Raw genomic sequence first — 15,709 nt, 5'->3', positions numbered from 1 at the left:
TGCGCGCGCCGGGTGAGGTCCGGGCTCATGCACTCGACGCTACGCAGCCGCGGTCAAGAAGTCAACATTTCCTACTGGGTTTACATGAAATAAATGTCGCCTGGTCAGGCGCCCGCGAACCACAGCTCCGGCTCGCCGAGCACCCGCCGCGCTCGCCCCCGCGACTCCAGCCACACCAGGTGCGCCAGCGTCTCGTTGGTGGCCGCGCGCCGCATGAACGGCGGGATCGTCTCCCAGGGCCGCGACCAGGTCAGGCCGGTCGCGATGTCCCAGCAGCAGACCCCGCCGGAGGCGCTCCCGAGCATCCGCTCGATCTCCGCCAGCCGCTCCTCGTGATGCGCCATCACGTAGTCGACCCGTTCGGCCAGCTCCAGGAACCGGTACTCGTGCGCGGGCAGCACCTCCTCCACATCCAGCTTCCGTACGGCGGCCAGCGCGTCGAGGTAGTCGGCCAGTGGGTTGGGCGCCGACTGCGGATGCACGGCCACCATGGGCGTGATCTTGGCCAGCACGTGATCGCCGGAGAACAGCAGCTTCCTGGACGGCGACACGAAGCAGAGGTGGCCGGGCGAGTGCCCAGGGGTCCAGACGGCCCGCAGGTCCCAGCCGGGCAGGTCCAGCCGGTCGCCGTCCTCGACCAGCCGGTCGGGCTTGGCCATCGACACCATGTGCCTGATCATCATCGAGGCGCCGGCCAGCTCGTCCAGGGTCAGCTCGGGCACGCCGGACCGGACCAGCTGCGCCCGTTCGCGCTCGACCAGCGAGTCGATGGCGCTGTCGTCGTACCGATCGTGGACGAGGCGCGCGTCGGCGGGGTGCAGGGCGATCCACGCGCCCGACATCTCCCGGACCCGCCCGGCCAGGCCGTAGTGATCGGGATGGATGTGGGTCACCAGTACGCCCTTGACGTCGGTGATCGCATACCCGGCGACCCGCAACCCCGCGACGAGCGCTTCGTACGCCTCGTCGGTGTTCCATCCGGCGTCGACGATGGCGACCCCGTCGGGCAGTTCCAGGACGTAGACCAGCACGTAACGCAGGGGGTTGACCGGGATCGGCACCGGAACCGACCACAGTCCCGGCCGCACCCGCTCGACCTCGGGAATCGTGCCGCCGAGCCACGCCGCGCGTTGAGTCTCGCTGGATGGAGTCACCACAAACTTCGCCATGCTCAGCATTGTGCCCGAACCATGTTCTACTACCGATCGGCGGGCTGGCCCGGGAAACGGCCGGTGACGGCCGCTTTGTCCGGCCGCAGAACCGCTGGCGGGCCTGGTTTCAGTCGGCTGTGAGCCCTTCGGCGATCTTCAACAGCTCACGCTTCGTCTTGGCGCCGCCAAGCTTCTTGGCGTACACCGGGCTGATCATCACGTCGGCCCTCCGCCCCTCGCTCATGGTCAGGGTGAAGGTCGGGGTACCGTTCCCGCCGTCCTCGCCGACCCGCTGCGTGATCAGGTACCCGGTCCGGTCGCCGATGGTCACCTCTTCGCCCTTCCCCTCCCTGCGGTACTTCTGGATGCGGTCATCGACTTCCTGGACGGTCTCGCCTTCGTACACGTAGATCTGGACGCAGTAGAAGCCGTGCTTGTCCCCGTCGTAGTTCCATGAGGTCGTGTACTTGTCGCCGAAGTTCAGGGACCAGTTGCCCCACTTCAACCCGTCGGGCAGGTAACCCACCTTGACGTGCCCGAAGGCCCTTCCGTCGCCCAGGTCCCCGAAATCGGGGGTCGGAGACGGGGGCGGCGGGGCGTCGTCGATGGCGGGAGTGTCCGGCTGCGTCGGATCAGGGGTCGCGGCTGACGTGCTGACCGTGGGCGTCAGCACGGTCGCGGGGCCTGGCCCGAGGATCAGAAAGGCCGGGACCGCCGTCGCGACGACGGCCGCCGACGCGGCCAAGGCGGCGAACTTGACTCGTTGCCTCCTCCTCCGCGAGGACCGGAGCACCCGCTCCACCAGGTCGGGCGCGGCCCGCAATCTCGCGGTCTCGTCCGCCATGATCTGGCGAAGGCGCTCCTCAAGTACGGACATTCCTGATCACTCCTTCCAGCGTTCCGTCGCCGAGCGCCGAACGGAGCTTGGCCATAGCCTTGGATGCCTGACTTTTCACCGTGCCCACCGAGCAGCCGAGGATCTCGGCGGTCTGCGTCTCGCCGAGGTCCTCCCAGTACCGCAGGACGATCACCGCGCGCTGCCGGGGAGGCAGGGCGCGCAGGGCGTCCATGAGCATCCGGCGCAGGTCGATGTCGGTCTCCGGCGCCGCCGACTCCGGCGGGGTGCGCACCGGGATGACGCGCAGGATCGCCCGCCGCCGGGCCCGGCTGATGGCGGTGTTCACGATGACGCGGCGGATGTAGGGCTCGGGGTTGGCGTACCGCACCCGGTCCCAGCTGCGCCATGTACGCTCCAGCGCCGTCTGCAGCAGGTCTTCCGCCTCCGCCTCGTCGCCGCAGGTGAGGTAGGCGACCCGCAGCAGGCTGGTGCCGCGAGCGGCCACGAACGCGGCGAATGCCTGTTCCTCCGCGCTGCTCACGTCTGTCCGTCCGATTTCACGCCTCCTAATACGCCTGGGCCACGCCGGGCGTTGCCTCGGATCAAGGGCCGTCCCACAGGCAACCCCGTGGGCCGTTCAGGCGTATAGGGAGGCGTGAAACAGATGAAACGCGTGACCACCCTGATCCGGCCGCTGATCGCCATCGGGATCGGCCTGGCCGTGGTGAGCGCCATCACTATGCCGAACGCGCCCGGCCTCCTGGCCGCGCCGGACCTGCGGCTCGCGGCCACCACCCGTACGGTGACGACTCCGGCGGAAGGCGCCTACTGGCATACCAGGACGCTGCTGCGGAGCACCCAGCCCGAGCAGTTCGGGAGGGGCGCCAACCGCTACTGGGTGGAGGAGCGGCAGATCGCGGAAGTCTGGACCTCGACCGATGGCAAGGCCTGGTTCGGACTCCGGAGTCTGGGGGCACGACCGAAGAGCGCGGCGGACGAGAAGGCATGGCGCCGCGACGGCTCCCCGTCCAGGTTGAGCCGCCCTGCCGGTGACGGCCCCGTGACCCTGGACACCAAAGTGGACAAGGGCCGGCTCATCGCCCCGAAGCGTTCGAGCCCCTTCTATCTGGCTGAACAGAAGTTGTCGTACGAGGAGGTCCAGAAGCTGCCCGCGGACCCGAGTGGTCTGAAAGCCTGGCTCACGAAGGCCGTGCGGGTCGCGAGGGCTCCGGAGGACGCCGTCGACAGCGGCGTGGCAGCGGCGCTGCTCACTCTGCTACGCGATCTTCCCGCGCCGAAGGAAGTCCGCGCCGCGGCTTACCGAGCGCTGCTGACGATGCCCGGCGTACGCTCCCGGGGGACGGCCAAGGACGCTCTGGGCAGGACCGGTACGAAACTCTTCATCGCTCTCGATCGGGTCCGTCACAGGCCAGAGACCGAGGTGATCGTCGACACCGACGAGATGGTGTCGCTGGCCGAAAGCCTGACGGCCGAGGTCGACGGCAAGCCGGCCACGGGTACCTCGACCATGCTCCAGGTCGGCTGGACCGACACCGCCCCGTCGGTGCCCGCTCTCCCGTGAGTCATGCTCCGTACGGGCCCCATTACCGGGCTGGGCGAGCCGGCCGGAGCGCGGGCATGCGGACGAACAGCAGCGCGGAGGCCAGGACCACCCCCGCGGCGAGCGACCACGTGGCGGACAGGCCGGCATGGCCGGCCAATGTGCCGAACGTCGTGTTGGCCAGCGCCGCCCCCGCCTGCAGTGACAGGGAACTCGTCGAGGTCACCGTCGTGCGCTGGGCGGCCGTGACGGCGTGGTGCGTCATCTCCGAGCACAGCACTCCGGCCACCGAGAGCCCGGAGAACATGACGACATAGGCCAGCCCGGTGGCCGCGAAACCGGGCGCCCCGTCGAGGCCCGCCGTGGCCGCCAGGGCGGCGATGGCCAGGGCGGTCAGGACGACGCCCGCCACCGCGCCGCGTACCGAACCGCCCGCGGCCCTGGCCACCCTGGGCACGATCGTGCTGCCCAACGCGCTGCCGGCGAAGCCGAGCGCCGCCACGACGGCATAGCCGGTGCTGCCCAGCTCCGCCGTGCCGGCCAGCGCCGCCAGCCTGCCGGGGGTGAGCAGTTCGACACTGGCCAGTGCGACGCCCGACGCCGCGGCGGCCAGCATCAGGCGACGCAGCAACGGTCCACCCGCCGCCAGCCGGACACCCTCGGTCACGGTCGCGGGCACGTCCCGGACAACCCGCCCGAGCGACCGCCCGACGCGCTGCGGGTGCGCGGCCTCGGGCAGTGCGAAGAGCACCGTCACCAGCAGTACGAGCCCGGCCGCCGCGCCCAGCAGCGGCGGCAGCGCCAGCGGCGTCATCACCGCCGGCGGCACCGCGAGCGGCGCGAACCCACCCACCAGCACGCCCAGGAGCAGCGCCACCGACTCCATCGCGCCGCCGCGTGCCAGGCCCGGCTTGAGGTCGGCGTCCGGTCCTTCGAGGTCGTGGAGCGTGTCGACGTACCAGGCGGTGGCGGGGCCGCTGGACAGGGCGCGGGCGACGCCCTTGAGCACGCCGGTGGCCAGGAACATCCAGAACGTGGTCGAGACGGCCATCAGCGCGAGCGCGGCGACGGTGAACGCGGCCGAGATCGCCAGGACCGTCCGGCGGCCGATCACGTCGGCCAGGCCGCCGGTGGGCAGTTCGAGGCCGATGGTGACGATCGAGAACACCATGACGGCGAACCCGACCTGGGCCAGGCTGAGACCCCGGTCGGTCATCAGCAACACCATGACGGCCGTCATCAGGCCGGGCGGCAGCCAGGTCAGGAAGCTGACCAGCAGGTAGCGCCGTAACGCGGATCGGGGAGTCATCAGCCGTCCTGCCCTTCCCGCGGCCTTCGAGGGAAGGCCGCCGTCCAGACGGTCATCGGCACGGCGCCGGGGTCGTCCGCGTAACGTTCGCTGAGCTCGCGCACCAGCGCGTCGACGCGTTCACTGAGCTCACGGACACCCGCGGCGGGCAGCCGCACCAGATGGTCGCTCATCCCGGAGACCTCGACCAGCTCGGCGGGCCACTCCCCCGCTTCGAACGCCTCGACCGCCCGTCCCAGCGCCTCCAGCTGGCGCAGCTGCATGATCCGGACGGCCTCCTGCCCCTCCGGTGTGGCCGCCATCTCCAGGTTGTCCCAGGAGGTGTACTGATGGCGGGCCCGCCAGCGGCGTTCCCGGCCGTCGCGCCGCTCGGGGTCCTCCTCGATGAAGCCGTACTTGGCCAGCTCGCGCAGGTGGTAGCTGGTCGAGCCGGAGCTCTCCCTCACCTTGCGCCCCAGCTCGCTGGCCGTCGCGGGGCCGTCGCCCCGCAGCAGGCCGAGCAGCCGCACCCGCAGGGGGTGCGCCACCACCTTGAGCACCTGAGGATCACTGATCTTGAACTGCTCTTCCATAGACGAAGGCTAAACCGCAAAGGCAATTTTGCAAAGAGAATTTTGCGAGTTTCCTTGGCGAATAAACTGGGCCGCATGCTTGATGAGATCTGGGTGGACGAGGCGGTCTTCGCCCTGCGTCCCGACTTCGCGGTGCTGGTCATGACGGCGCACGGCCTGCGCAACGGGCCCACCGACGACCGTTCCCGCGCCTGGCTGGCCGCGGCCTCGGAGCAGCCCGTACAGACCGAGAAGATCGACGCGTGGAAGGACGCCTACCGCGCGTTCGGCGCCAAGCCGCAGAAGACCAGACCCTCGGTCGACGCCCTGACCCGCAGGCTGCCGCTGCCGGAGATCAACCAGGCCGTCGACGCGTACAACTCGATCAGCGTGAAGCACGCGCTGCCGATCGGCGGCGAGGACCTCGACCACTACGCCGGCCCGCCGCGACTGGTCAGGGCCGAAGGCGACGAGGAGGCGGAGGCGCTCGGCGCCCCGGAGCCCGGCGAGGTGATCTGGCGCGACGACATCGGCGTCACCTGCCGCAGGTGGAACTGGCGCCAGGTGGCGCGCACCCGCCTTACCGAGGAGACCACGAACGCGATCTTCATCCTGGAGCGGCTGGAGCCGATGTCCATGGAGGAGCTCAAGGAGGCGGGCGAGGAGCTGGCGAACCTGCTGACCGAGCTGTCCCCCGAGGTGCGGATCAGCACCAGAGTGCTGTCTGGAGTGAAATAAACCTGCCGCACAGCTGTTGATACCAAACAGTGATAATTGCGGCACCCCCTGGATTGACTAGGGGGGCGTGACCTCTTCGGACTCTCTTGAGAGGATCGGGCGAGGCCGCGGGGCGTCTCTTGCGCGCGCCGCCGGGCAAGACGAGTAACCTTGGACAGGTTCTCTAACATCAACGCCGATCTGCGGAAGAGGGCGATTTCCGCCGTGTCGTCTGAGTCGTCGCGGACAAACCCGCTGGCAAGCTTTGGACAGAACGAGTGGCTTGTCGACGAGCTGTACCAGAAGTACCTCCAAGATCCTGAGTCTGTGGACCGGGCTTGGTGGAACTTCTTCGCTGACTACAACCCTGATTATGGACCGGGCAGAATGCCCGCCAAGGAGGCGGCGAACGGCACAGCGACCGCTCCGGCTCCCATGGCGGCTCCACCCAAGGCTGCACCGGCTGCCCCGGTCCCCGATGTCAAGCCGAAGCAGCCTGCGGCCCCGGTGCCCGCGGGCGCCGAGGAAGTCAAACTGCGCGGTGCCGCCGCACGCACCGCCGCCAACATGGACGCCTCGCTCGTCATTCCGAGCGCGACCAGCGTCCGGGCCATCCCGGCCAAGTTGCTCATCGACAACCGCATTGTGATCAACAATCACCTCAAGCGGGGACGCGGCGGCAAGGTCTCCTTCACGCACCTGATCGGCTATGCCGTCATCAAGGCGCTGCGGGCCATGCCGGAGATGAACTACTCCTACACCGAGGTCGACGGCAAGCCGACCCTGGTCAAGCCGCAGCACGTAGGGCTCGGCCTGGCCATCGACGTCCAGAAGAGCAACGGCGAGCGGCAGCTCCTGGTGCCTTCCATCAAGGGCGCCGAGGACATGGACTTCCGGCAGTTCTGGATGGCCTACGAGGAGGTCGTCCGCAAGGCCCGCTCGGGCAAGCTCGGAGTCGACGACTTCGCGGCCACCACGATCTCGCTGACCAACCCCGGCACGATCGGCACCGTCCACTCGGTCCCGCGCCTGATGCCCGGACAGGGCACGATCATCGGCGTCGGCGCGATGGAATACCCGGCCGAATACCAGGGCGCCTCGCCCGACACGCTCTCGCGCCTGGCCGTCTCCAAGGTCATGACGCTGACCAGCACCTATGACCACCGGATCATCCAGGGCGCCCAGTCGGGTGACTTCCTGCGCACGATCCACCGGCAGCTGCTCGGCGAGGACGGCTTCTACGACGAGATCTTCGAGGCGCTGCGGATCCCCTACGAGCCGGTCCGCTGGGTCCAGGACATCTCGGCCTCGCACGATGACGACGTGGCCAAGTCCGCGCGCGTGATCGAGCTGATCCACGCCTACCGCGTCCGCGGCCACCTCATGGCCGAGACCGACCCGCTGGAGTACAAGCAGCGCAAGCACCCCGACCTCGACATCCAGTCCCACGGCCTGACGCTGTGGGACCTGGAGCGCGAGTTCGCCACCGGCGGCTTCGGCGGCCGGCCGCTGATGAAGCTCCGCGAGATCCTGGGCGTGCTGCGCGACTCCTACTGCCGCACGGTCGGCATCGAGTACATGCACATCCAGAACCCCGAGGAGCGGGCCTGGATCCAGGCGCGGGTGGAGAAGCCGCACGCCTCCCCGGCCCGTGACGAGCAGCTCAACATCCTGAGCCGGCTCAACACGGCCGAGGCCTTCGAGACGTTCCTGCAGACCAAGTTCGTCGGGCAGAAGCGCTTCTCGCTGGAGGGCGGCGAGTCCCTGATCCCGCTGCTCGACTCGGTGATCAGCGACGCCGCCGACGAGGACCTCGACGAGGTCGTCATCGGCATGGCCCACCGCGGCCGGCTCAACGTCCTGGCCAACATCGTCGGCAAGTCCTACGGGCAGATCTTCGGTGAGTTCGAGGGCAACATCGACCCGCGCACCGCGCACGGCTCGGGCGATGTGAAGTACCACCTGGGCGCGTCGGGCACCTTCACCGCTCCCAGCGGCAAGACGATCGCCGCCTCCGTGGTGGCCAACCCGTCTCACCTGGAGGCGGTCGACCCAGTGCTCGAAGGCGTCGTCCGCGCCAAGCAGGACCTGCTGGAGCGCGGCGAGGAGGGCTTCACGGTCCTGCCGGTGCTCATCCACGGCGACGCGGCCTTCGCCGGCCAGGGCGTCGTGGCCGAGACGCTCAACCTGTCGCAGCTGCGCGGCTACCGCACCGGCGGCACCGTGCACGTGGTGGTCAACAACCAGGTCGGCTTCACGACCTCGCCCGCTTCGTCCAGGTCGAGCGTCTACGCGACCGACGTGGCCCGGATGATCCAGGCGCCGATCTTCCACGTCAACGGCGACGACCCCGAGGCCGTCGTCCGCGTGGGCGAGCTGGCCTACGAATACCGCCAGGCGTTCCGCAAGGACGTCGTCATCGACCTGATCTGCTACCGCCGCCGCGGCCACAACGAGGGCGACAACCCCGCCTTCACCCAGCCGCTGATGTACGACCTGATCGACGCCAAGCGCTCCACTCGCAAGCTCTACACCGAGGCGCTGATCGGCCGGGGCGACATCACGGTGGAGGAGGCCGAGCAGGCGCTGCGCGACTACCAGGCCAAGCTGGAGCAGGCGTTCACCGAGACCCGCGAGGCGGCCAAGAAGCCGCCGGAGGCGGGCGCGATGCGGGTGCCGCCCGCTGAGGTGATCAAGTGGTCGCACAACGACACGCCGACCGCGATCACCGACGAGACGCTCAAGCGGATCGTCGACACCCAGCTCAACCTGCCCGAGGGCTTCACGCCGCACCCGCGCCTGGCGCCGGTGCTGCAGCGCCGCGGCCAGGCGGTCGAGCAGGACGCGATCGACTGGAGCATGGGTGAGACGCTGGCCTTCGGCTCGCTGCTCATCGACGGCCACCCGGTCCGCGTGGTCGGCCAGGACACCCGGCGGGGCACGTTCACCCAGCGCCACGCGGTGCTGGTCGACCGGGTGACCGGCGAAGACCACACCCCGCTCAAGGTCTTCAACCAGGGCACCACGAAGTTCTACATCTACGACTCGCTGCTCAGCGAGTTCGCGGCGCTGGGCTTCGAGTACGGCTACAGCGTCGTGCGTCCCGACGCCCTGGTGGCCTGGGAGGCACAGTTCGGCGACTTCGTCAACGGCGCCCAGACGATCATCGACGAGTTCATCTCGTCCGGTGAGCAGAAGTGGGGCCAGAGGTCGGCTGTCGTGCTGCTGCTGCCGCACGGCTTCGAGGGCCAGGGTCCCGACCACTCCTCGGCCCGCATCGAACGGTTCCTGCAGGTCTGCGCGCTCGACAACATGACGGTCGCGCAGCCGTCCACTCCGGCCAACTACTTCCACCTGCTCAGGTGGCAGGTCGAGTCGGGCAGGCGCAAGCCGATGGTCGTCTTCACGCCGAAGTCGCTGCTGCGTCACAAGCGGGCGGTCTCGAAGGCGTCCGACTTCACCTCGGGCACCTTCCAGCCGGTCCTCGGCGACACCATCGTCGAGCCGGGCAAGGTCACCAAGGTCGTGCTCTCCTCGGGCAAGATCTACTACGACCTGCTCGACCGGCGCGAGAAGTCGGGCCGTGACGACGTCGCACTGGTCCGCCTGGAGCGGCTCTACCCGTTCCCGGCGGAGGAGCTCGCCGCCGAGCTCTCCCGCTACGGCTCGCAGGCCGAGCTGGTGTGGGCGCAGGACGAGCCGGTCAACATGGGGCCGTGGCCTTACCTCACGCTCAAGCTGGCCGAGGACCCGGACCTGCTGAACGGCCGCGCGCTGCGTCGCGTCTCGCGGACTCCCAACAGTTCGCCCGCGACCGGCTCGCACTCCTCCCACGACAACGAGCTCGAGGGGATCTTGAGCGAGCTGTTCGGCTAGTCAGCCAGTCGCTTCACCGCATAAGCCCTCGCCGCTATCGGCGGGGGCTTACTGCTGAAAGAGGTGCGGGTCGCAGGCCATGCGCGTACTCACAAGATCGTCTTGCCGACCGCGCGGACCGATCCGCGCGAGCTCGAGCGGCGCGGCCTGCTGACTAAAGTCAGACGTGGACGCGCCGATGCCTGGACCCCAGCCGGCGACCTGACGACGCGGCTGCGCGACTGATGAATGGAGAGCGATGTACTTCACCGACCGGGGGATCGAGGAGCTGGTCGAGCGGCGTGGCGAGGAAGAGGTCAGCCTGCTGTGGCTGGGTGAGCGGCTGCGTGAGTTCGTGGACCTCAATCCCGAGTTCGAGACGCCGGTCGAGCGCCTGGCCACCTGGCTGGCCCGGCTCGACGACGAAGACGACTGACGCGGCGCGACGGACCGGACCGCCACGACCGATGAGAAGACGGAGGCGCGCCGGACCCTCGCGCCCGATGAGAAGCACGGACGGCGCTCATCGCCTGCCACACGCGATACATCTTGAGTTTTCAACAGACGCGACATATCGTGTCTTGTGTGGACGTGTCGTCGGAAGGGACAGGCATCATGCGGCAGTGGACGATCGAGCGGCCGGAGCAGCTGACGTTCGGCTCGGTGACCGCGCTTGACGTGCGGATTGTCGCGGGACGAGTGGCCGTGCTGGCCACCGACGGACCACCGACACTGGAGGTGGCCGAGATCGACTCCGCTCCGCTGATCGTGACCTATGACGAGGAGAGCGGGGAGCTCAGCGTCGCCTACAAAGACCTCACCTGGGAGGGCATACTCGGCTGGCTGCGGCGCGACCGGCGCAAGAGCGTCCTGACGCTCGCGGTGCCCAAGAAGTGCACGGTCAACGTGGGAGTCGTCTCCGGCTCGGCGGTCGTCGCCGGGTTCGAGAAGGCGACCCAGGTCAGGAGCGTCTCCGGAGACATCGTGCTCGACGGGGTGAGCGGCGACGTGAGCGCCACGACCGTCTCGGGCACCGTGGAGAGCCGGGCGATGGACGGCGATCTGGCGTTCAAGAGCGTCTCGGGCGAGCTCACCGTCGCCGACGGCACGCCGCGCCGCCTGCGCGCCAACACCGTGTCCGGACGGATCACCGCCGATCTGGAGCTGCGCCCGACCGGATATGTGACCTTCAACAGCGTGTCCGGTGACATCCTGGTCAGGCTGCCCGAGAACGTGGAGGCGGACGTCAGCATGCGATCCACCTCCGGCAGGCTGGTCAGCACGTTCGAAAACCTGTCAGACGCGAGCCGCCCGGGCAACAAGTCGGTGTCCGGACGGCTGGGTGGTGGCATGGCCTCGGTGACGGCGACGACCGTCTCCGGCGAGGTCACGTTGCTCAAGGGAGAGAAGCGATGAGCCCTGTCTTCGGTCACGGCCGGCTCCGGCTGTACCTGCTGAAGCTGCTGGAGGAGAGCCCTCGGCACGGCTACGAGGTCATTCGCCTGCTGCAGGACCGCTTCCTCGGTGTCTACTCCCCCTCCCCCGGCACGATCTACCCGCGCCTGGCCCGCCTGGAGGAGGAGGGCCTGGTGACGCACGAGGTGATCGAGGGCAAGAAGGTGTTCTCGATCACCGACCGGGGTCGCGACGAGCTCAACGCCCGCCTGGACGAGCTCGACGACCTGGAGCAGGAGATCTCCGCCTCGGTACGCGACATCGCGCGTGAGGTGAAGGAGGACGTTCGCGAAACGGTCAAGTCGCTGCGCGACGAGCTCACCAAGATGGCCAAGGACGTACGCACCGGCGTCGCCGACGATCCCAGGCGCGTGCGCGACCAGCAGAAGGCCAACATCCAGCGGCTCAAGGAGCAGCAGAAACGCCAGTGGATGGAGCACGCCACCAACTGGCAGGACCAGGGCGAGCGGCTCACCGGCGAGTGGCGCAGGATCTGGTCCGAGGTCTGGAGCACGCTGGGCGGCGCGCCACCCAACCGCGCCGAGCTCGACGCGGAGCTGGGCGAGCGCCTGGCCGACTTCGTCGCACAGGTGCGCCGCGAGGCGTCGGCCGCCCCGCTCACCCGCAAGGCGATCGACGAGGTACGCGCCACACTCGACGAGGCCGCCCGGCAGATCCGCGACTCACTGAAACCCTGACCCCGACGGGTCATTACGCCGGGCGAAGGGCCCGCTCCAAGCCGCGCAGCCCCCGGTCGCTACGCCGAGCGAAGGGCCTGCTCCAAGCCGCGCAGGCTTCGGGCGGTCTTCCGGGCGTGATAGGCGATCGGCATATACCGCAGCCGCTCCGGCAGGCGCGGGGCGATCACCGCCACCGCCCGCCCGAGCTGCCGCAGCCGCCACTCGTCCCGCGCCGACCAGGGCAGATCCAGCTTCTTCCGTACGATGGGCGGCAGCGTCCCCACCGTCACGAAGTAGTTGAACTCCCCCGATCCCACCCCCACCGGCGCCCAGAGCCGACGCAGCGGCCGGGGCAGCCCGGGCGGCATCGGGGTCCCCCGCATGACGGCGAGCACGTCGATCGCCGTCGGATGCGGCTCCAGCCGCTCGGCCGTCATCTCGTCGAAGTAGCACCAGAACTCCTCGACGGTCGCGGGCATCTCTCGCTCCGGCACCCGCAGGATCGCCCCCAATTGCCGCGACTCCTCGTAGAGCCGCCGTTCAGCGTCTTCGGTGTAGGGAGTGCCGAAGTAGCGATTGAGGGTGACGAAGCGCTCGAACAGCGACAGGTGCACCCAGGCCCAGGCCGCGCCGTTGAGCGCGTGGTAGGACCTGCCCTGCTCGTCCACCCCGCTGATCGGCTTGTGCAGCTCGCGCAGCCGCTCACCCTCGGCCGGGCCGCCCACTCCGCCGTACACCCATTTCTGGACCGAGGTGAGTGTGCGGTGGAGGCGGCCCCACGGGTCCTGCTTGTACGTGGAGTGCCGGGCGACGGCCGCGCCCACCGCGGGGTGCATGGTCTGGAGGACCAGCGCGCTGCCCGCCACGAGCAGGTTGCGGTATTCACCGGCGGTGTCCCAGTGCAACGAGCCTGAGCCGAACGGTTCGACGTCCATGACGGCGCCTCCCGGGTGATACAACCTCACCTTCTTTGTATCATCCCGGGTGCGCATAGGTAACCCTTCACTTATTCAGCGCGTAAAGACGATTTTTCCGAATATGTCGCCTTCAGCCAGGGCGGCGAAGCCGTCGCGTGCGTCGGTCAGCGGCATCGTCCGGTCGATGACCGGCCGCAGTCCGGTCTGCTCCAGGAAGACGGCCAGCCGCTGGAGCTGGTCACGCGTGCCCATCGTGGAGCCGATCACCGAGAGCTGGAGGAAGAACACCCGGTTCAGGTCGGCGGGCGGGACCGCGCCGCTGGTGGCGCCGCAGACCACGATGCGGCCGCCGGGCTTGAGCGACTTGAGCGAATGGTCCCAGGTGGCCTGACCGACGGTCTCCATGACGGCGTCGACCCGTTCGGGCAGCCGCGCGCCGGGCTCGAACACCCGGTCCGCGCCGAGCTTGGCGGCCTGCTCCCGCTTGGCGGCCGAGCGGCTGGTCGCCCAGACCCGGTAACCGCCCGCCCGGCCGAGCGCGATCAGCGCGGTGGCGACCCCGCCGCCGGCACCCTGCACGAGCACGGTGGAGCCGGGCTCGAGACCGGCCTTGTCGAACAGCATGCGGTAGGCGGTCAGCCAGGCCGTGGGCAGGCATGCGGCCTCCTCGAAGCTGAGCGCGGCCGGCTTGGGCACCAGGTTGCGGCGCGGCACGGCGACCCGGTCGGCGAACGTGCCGTCGTGGACCTCCGACAGCAGCGAACGCTTGGGATCGAGCGTCTCGTCGGCCCCCGAGCCGATCACCGAGTGCACGATGACCTCGTTACCGTCGGCGTCCACCCCGGCCGCGTCGCAGCCGAGCACGATCGGCAGCCGGTCCTGCCTGATGCCCACGCCCTTGAGCGTCCACAGGTCATGGTGGTTGAGGGCGGTCGCCCGTACGGTGACGGTCGTCCAGCCGTCCGGGACCTGCGGCTCCGGATGCTCGCCGAGCGTCAGCCCGGCGAGAGGATTGTCGGGATCGGTCTGTGAGGCGGTTACGGCGAACATGGCCGCACCTTACTTCAGGGTGATCCGGATCCCGGCGATGGCCTGCTGGACGAAAGCGCGCGAGCCCGAGGCGACGATCTGCACATCGCCCCTGCATACGGTACGGGCGGGCCGCTTGAGGCCGTTGGTCGCCGACGGCGTCCTGGCGTTTTTCCGGCAGCTGGGGGTCGGGATGAACACGACCATGTCGCCGGTCCCGCCGCCGAACCAGAGCTGCGGCCCGACCGGTTCGCCCTGGATGGTCTCGCCCGGCTTCGCCAGACGGATCGAGCCACCGCCACTCAGGACGAGGTAGCCGTCCTTGCCGACCTTCCCGCGCAGGCCCTTGGCCGTCGCCAGCCGATCTTCGAAGGTCAGCCCCTCCCGCCGGTCGTACATCGCCAGCCGCCACTTGCCGAACGCGAACATCAGCACCTGCCCAGCCGAACCGACACCCGCCGGTCCCGGCCAGAGCGTGACGTTGGGCGTGAGGTTCCTGATCGGCTGAGCACCCCTGGAGATCTCCATCTCACCGCCGTAGGGGGCAGAGAAGCTGCGGTATTGCCCGGCGATCCAGGCCCCCTGAAACGGCCGCGCGCCCAGCTCGTTGAGCCGCAGCTCGGCGGGGTAGCGAACCGCCGCCCGCGTCCCGTCGGGGAACACCACCGCGATGACCTCGTTGCCGCCCTTGGCCTTGACCGGCGCGCTCACGACGTTGGGCGCGCCCTCGATCCTGGCCAACGACCGGATGGGCAGCGGTGCGGGGGTCGGCGTCGGCGGCGCGCGATCCGGCTCCGGGTCACGGCTGGCCAGCAGGCTGACGACGGGGACCGCCAGCAGCACCGCCACCACACCGATCCCGACCCACCGGCGCCGGCCACGGGCGCCCGCCTCGATGACGTCGAACTGATCGGCCACGGACATCCCCTGCCGAGGAGTGCTGTTTCACTCCCCAGTTCAGTTGAGGGGATGCCGCCAGCGCAAGCCCTGGAACTTGGCGAAATCAGCGTCGCAGGTCACGAATTCACAACCGTGCTCGATGGCCAGTGCGGCGAGATAGGCGTCGGGCAGGAGCTTGCCGGTGGCGCCCGATGAACGGCAGATCTTGGCGAAGATCTCCCAGTGTCTCGATCCGGCGTTCACCAGGACGGCATGCGGCTGGTTGCGGACGCTCTCCGCGAACTTGAAGGCCGTCTCGAACGAGGTGCTCTGCGGAATGCGGTGGTTGGTCACGACCCGCAGGAAACCGTTGATCACGAAGTCGCTGACCGCATAGGCCTCGTCGCCATTGACGAGCTCCTCGACGAGGGTCAGGCACTCGTCATGGTGCTCGGTGTCGCGGCGCTGGGCGTTGACCAGGATGTTGACGTCAGGCATCCGCATCGCGGCCTCCGCAGCGCGCCATCTTCGCCAGCTCATGCTCCACGAAGTCCGCTTCCATCAGCTCCTTGATCTCGGCCCAGGTGAGCTTGGGCCCGGCCGCGGCGCCGGACACCGGGAGCTCCACTCGAGGCCGGGCGGCCACTTCCGTGGAGCGGTTGAGTAGTTGTCGCAAAGCGTCCTCCATCACTGAGGTGAGACTGCGTCCGTTTCGTGCCGCGTACGCCTTGGCCTCGTTGAGGAGTGCGTCGTCGATCCGCACCGTG

At 69.1% G+C, this 15,709-nt stretch carries 16 protein-coding genes; 6 read left to right on the top strand and 10 right to left on the bottom strand.

Features of this window, described 5'->3' with window-relative positions; all coding sequences use genetic code 11:
• Nucleotides 1-104 precede the first annotated feature (104 nt).
• From AB0C30_RS27705 to AB0C30_RS27695, 3 genes are all read right to left on the bottom strand, one after another.
• Nucleotides 105-1,169, bottom strand: coding sequence for an MBL fold metallo-hydrolase (locus AB0C30_RS27705; protein WP_357949673.1), 1,065 nt, complete (start codon nt 1,167-1,169; stop codon nt 105-107).
• Nucleotides 1,170-1,278: 109 nt separating this feature from the next.
• Complete coding sequence (locus tag AB0C30_RS27700) at nt 1,279-2,028, bottom strand: hypothetical protein (RefSeq protein ID WP_357949670.1); 750 nt, start codon at nt 2,026-2,028, stop codon at nt 1,279-1,281.
• On the bottom strand, nt 2,015-2,530 hold the full coding sequence (locus tag AB0C30_RS27695; RefSeq protein ID WP_357949667.1) for a SigE family RNA polymerase sigma factor: 516 nt from the start codon (nt 2,528-2,530) through the stop codon (nt 2,015-2,017). Before AB0C30_RS27695 ends, AB0C30_RS27700 begins: the two co-directional genes overlap by 14 nt.
• A 123-nt stretch (nt 2,531-2,653) precedes the next feature.
• Here AB0C30_RS27695 and AB0C30_RS27690 point away from each other — a divergent pair, with 123 nt between their 5' ends.
• A complete protein-coding gene (locus AB0C30_RS27690; protein ID WP_357949665.1) occupies nt 2,654-3,571 on the top strand; it encodes a CU044_5270 family protein in 918 nt (305 codons plus the stop codon).
• Nucleotides 3,572-3,593: 22 nt separating this feature from the next.
• Here AB0C30_RS27690 and AB0C30_RS27685 read toward each other — a convergent pair whose 3' ends face one another.
• On the bottom strand, nt 3,594-4,859 hold the full coding sequence (locus AB0C30_RS27685) for an MFS transporter (protein ID WP_357949662.1): 1,266 nt from the start codon (nt 4,857-4,859) through the stop codon (nt 3,594-3,596).
• Nucleotides 4,859-5,431 carry a helix-turn-helix domain-containing protein gene (locus AB0C30_RS27680; protein ID WP_357949660.1) on the bottom strand — a complete coding sequence of 191 codons (573 nt, stop codon included), beginning with the start codon at nt 5,429-5,431 and terminating at the stop codon, nt 4,859-4,861. The genes AB0C30_RS27685 and AB0C30_RS27680 overlap by 1 nt, the downstream gene beginning before the upstream one ends.
• Nucleotides 5,432-5,506: 75 nt before the next feature.
• On the opposite strand from AB0C30_RS27680, the gene AB0C30_RS27675 reads away from it, so the two are divergent.
• The 5 genes from AB0C30_RS27675 (at nt 5,507) to AB0C30_RS27655 (ending at nt 12,135) form a co-directional block, all read left to right on the top strand.
• A complete protein-coding gene (locus tag AB0C30_RS27675) occupies nt 5,507-6,148 on the top strand; it encodes a phenylalanine--tRNA ligase beta subunit-related protein (RefSeq protein WP_357949657.1) in 642 nt (213 codons plus the stop codon).
• 204 nt (nt 6,149-6,352) lie between these two features.
• Nucleotides 6,353-10,003, top strand: coding sequence for a multifunctional oxoglutarate decarboxylase/oxoglutarate dehydrogenase thiamine pyrophosphate-binding subunit/dihydrolipoyllysine-residue succinyltransferase subunit (locus tag AB0C30_RS27670; RefSeq protein WP_357950741.1), 3,651 nt, complete (start codon nt 6,353-6,355; stop codon nt 10,001-10,003).
• A 238-nt stretch (nt 10,004-10,241) separates the two neighbouring features.
• Nucleotides 10,242-10,418, top strand: a complete 177-nt coding sequence (locus AB0C30_RS27665; protein ID WP_225301873.1) for a DUF6104 family protein — start codon at nt 10,242-10,244, stop codon at nt 10,416-10,418.
• A gap of 149 nt (nt 10,419-10,567) precedes the next feature.
• On the top strand, nt 10,568-11,398 hold the full coding sequence (locus AB0C30_RS27660) for a DUF4097 family beta strand repeat-containing protein (RefSeq protein ID WP_357949654.1): 831 nt from the start codon (nt 10,568-10,570) through the stop codon (nt 11,396-11,398).
• Nucleotides 11,395-12,135, top strand: a complete 741-nt coding sequence (locus AB0C30_RS27655) for a helix-turn-helix transcriptional regulator (RefSeq protein WP_357949651.1) — start codon at nt 11,395-11,397, stop codon at nt 12,133-12,135. Before AB0C30_RS27660 ends, AB0C30_RS27655 begins: the two co-directional genes overlap by 4 nt.
• 59 nt (nt 12,136-12,194) lie before the next feature.
• On the opposite strand, the gene AB0C30_RS27650 is transcribed toward AB0C30_RS27655, so the two are convergent.
• The 5 genes from AB0C30_RS27650 to AB0C30_RS27630 form a co-directional block, all read right to left on the bottom strand.
• Entirely contained in the window at nt 12,195-13,052 is an 858-nt protein-coding gene (locus AB0C30_RS27650) for an oxygenase MpaB family protein (RefSeq protein ID WP_357949648.1), read from the bottom strand.
• A 75-nt stretch (nt 13,053-13,127) separates the two neighbouring features.
• Nucleotides 13,128-14,084 (bottom strand): zinc-binding dehydrogenase, encoded by a 957-nt coding sequence (locus AB0C30_RS27645; RefSeq protein ID WP_357949646.1) that lies wholly within the window; start codon nt 14,082-14,084, stop codon nt 13,128-13,130.
• Between the two features lie 9 nt (nt 14,085-14,093).
• Entirely contained in the window at nt 14,094-14,981 is an 888-nt protein-coding gene (locus AB0C30_RS27640; protein WP_357949643.1) for a hypothetical protein, read from the bottom strand.
• 39 nt (nt 14,982-15,020) lie between these two features.
• On the bottom strand, nt 15,021-15,446 hold the full coding sequence (locus AB0C30_RS27635; RefSeq protein WP_357949640.1) for a type II toxin-antitoxin system VapC family toxin: 426 nt from the start codon (nt 15,444-15,446) through the stop codon (nt 15,021-15,023).
• On the bottom strand, nt 15,433-15,705 hold the full coding sequence (locus tag AB0C30_RS27630) for a DUF2191 domain-containing protein (protein WP_357949637.1): 273 nt from the start codon (nt 15,703-15,705) through the stop codon (nt 15,433-15,435). The genes AB0C30_RS27635 and AB0C30_RS27630 overlap by 14 nt, the downstream gene beginning before the upstream one ends.
• Between the last annotated feature and the right edge of the window lie 4 nt (nt 15,706-15,709).

It is taken from the genome of Nonomuraea sp. NPDC048901 (assembly GCF_040649695.1).
Classification (GTDB): Bacteria; Actinomycetota; Actinomycetes; order Streptosporangiales; family Streptosporangiaceae; genus Nonomuraea.
This window is presented reverse-complemented; position numbering and strand designations above follow the sequence as displayed.

What these genes read in the sequence shown, in the direction of transcription:
- AB0C30_RS27705 (WP_357949673.1), bottom strand. Translation starts at nt 1,169, where the DNA reads ATGGCGAAGTTTGTGGTGACTCCATCCAGCGAGACTCAACGCGCGGCG.
- AB0C30_RS27700 (WP_357949670.1), bottom strand. Translation starts at nt 2,028, where the DNA reads ATGTCCGTACTTGAGGAGCGCCTTCGCCAGATCATGGCGGACGAGACC.
- AB0C30_RS27690 (WP_357949665.1), top strand. Translation starts at nt 2,654, where the DNA reads ATGAAACGCGTGACCACCCTGATCCGGCCGCTGATCGCCATCGGGATC.
- AB0C30_RS27685 (WP_357949662.1), bottom strand. Translation starts at nt 4,859, where the DNA reads ATGACTCCCCGATCCGCGTTACGGCGCTACCTGCTGGTCAGCTTCCTG.
- AB0C30_RS27680 (WP_357949660.1), bottom strand. Translation starts at nt 5,431, where the DNA reads ATGGAAGAGCAGTTCAAGATCAGTGATCCTCAGGTGCTCAAGGTGGTG.
- AB0C30_RS27675 (WP_357949657.1), top strand. Translation starts at nt 5,507, where the DNA reads ATGCTTGATGAGATCTGGGTGGACGAGGCGGTCTTCGCCCTGCGTCCC.
- AB0C30_RS27665 (WP_225301873.1), top strand. Translation starts at nt 10,242, where the DNA reads ATGTACTTCACCGACCGGGGGATCGAGGAGCTGGTCGAGCGGCGTGGC.
- AB0C30_RS27655 (WP_357949651.1), top strand. Translation starts at nt 11,395, where the DNA reads ATGAGCCCTGTCTTCGGTCACGGCCGGCTCCGGCTGTACCTGCTGAAG.
- AB0C30_RS27650 (WP_357949648.1), bottom strand. Translation starts at nt 13,052, where the DNA reads ATGGACGTCGAACCGTTCGGCTCAGGCTCGTTGCACTGGGACACCGCC.
- AB0C30_RS27645 (WP_357949646.1), bottom strand. Translation starts at nt 14,084, where the DNA reads ATGTTCGCCGTAACCGCCTCACAGACCGATCCCGACAATCCTCTCGCC.
- AB0C30_RS27635 (WP_357949640.1), bottom strand. Translation starts at nt 15,446, where the DNA reads ATGCGGATGCCTGACGTCAACATCCTGGTCAACGCCCAGCGCCGCGAC.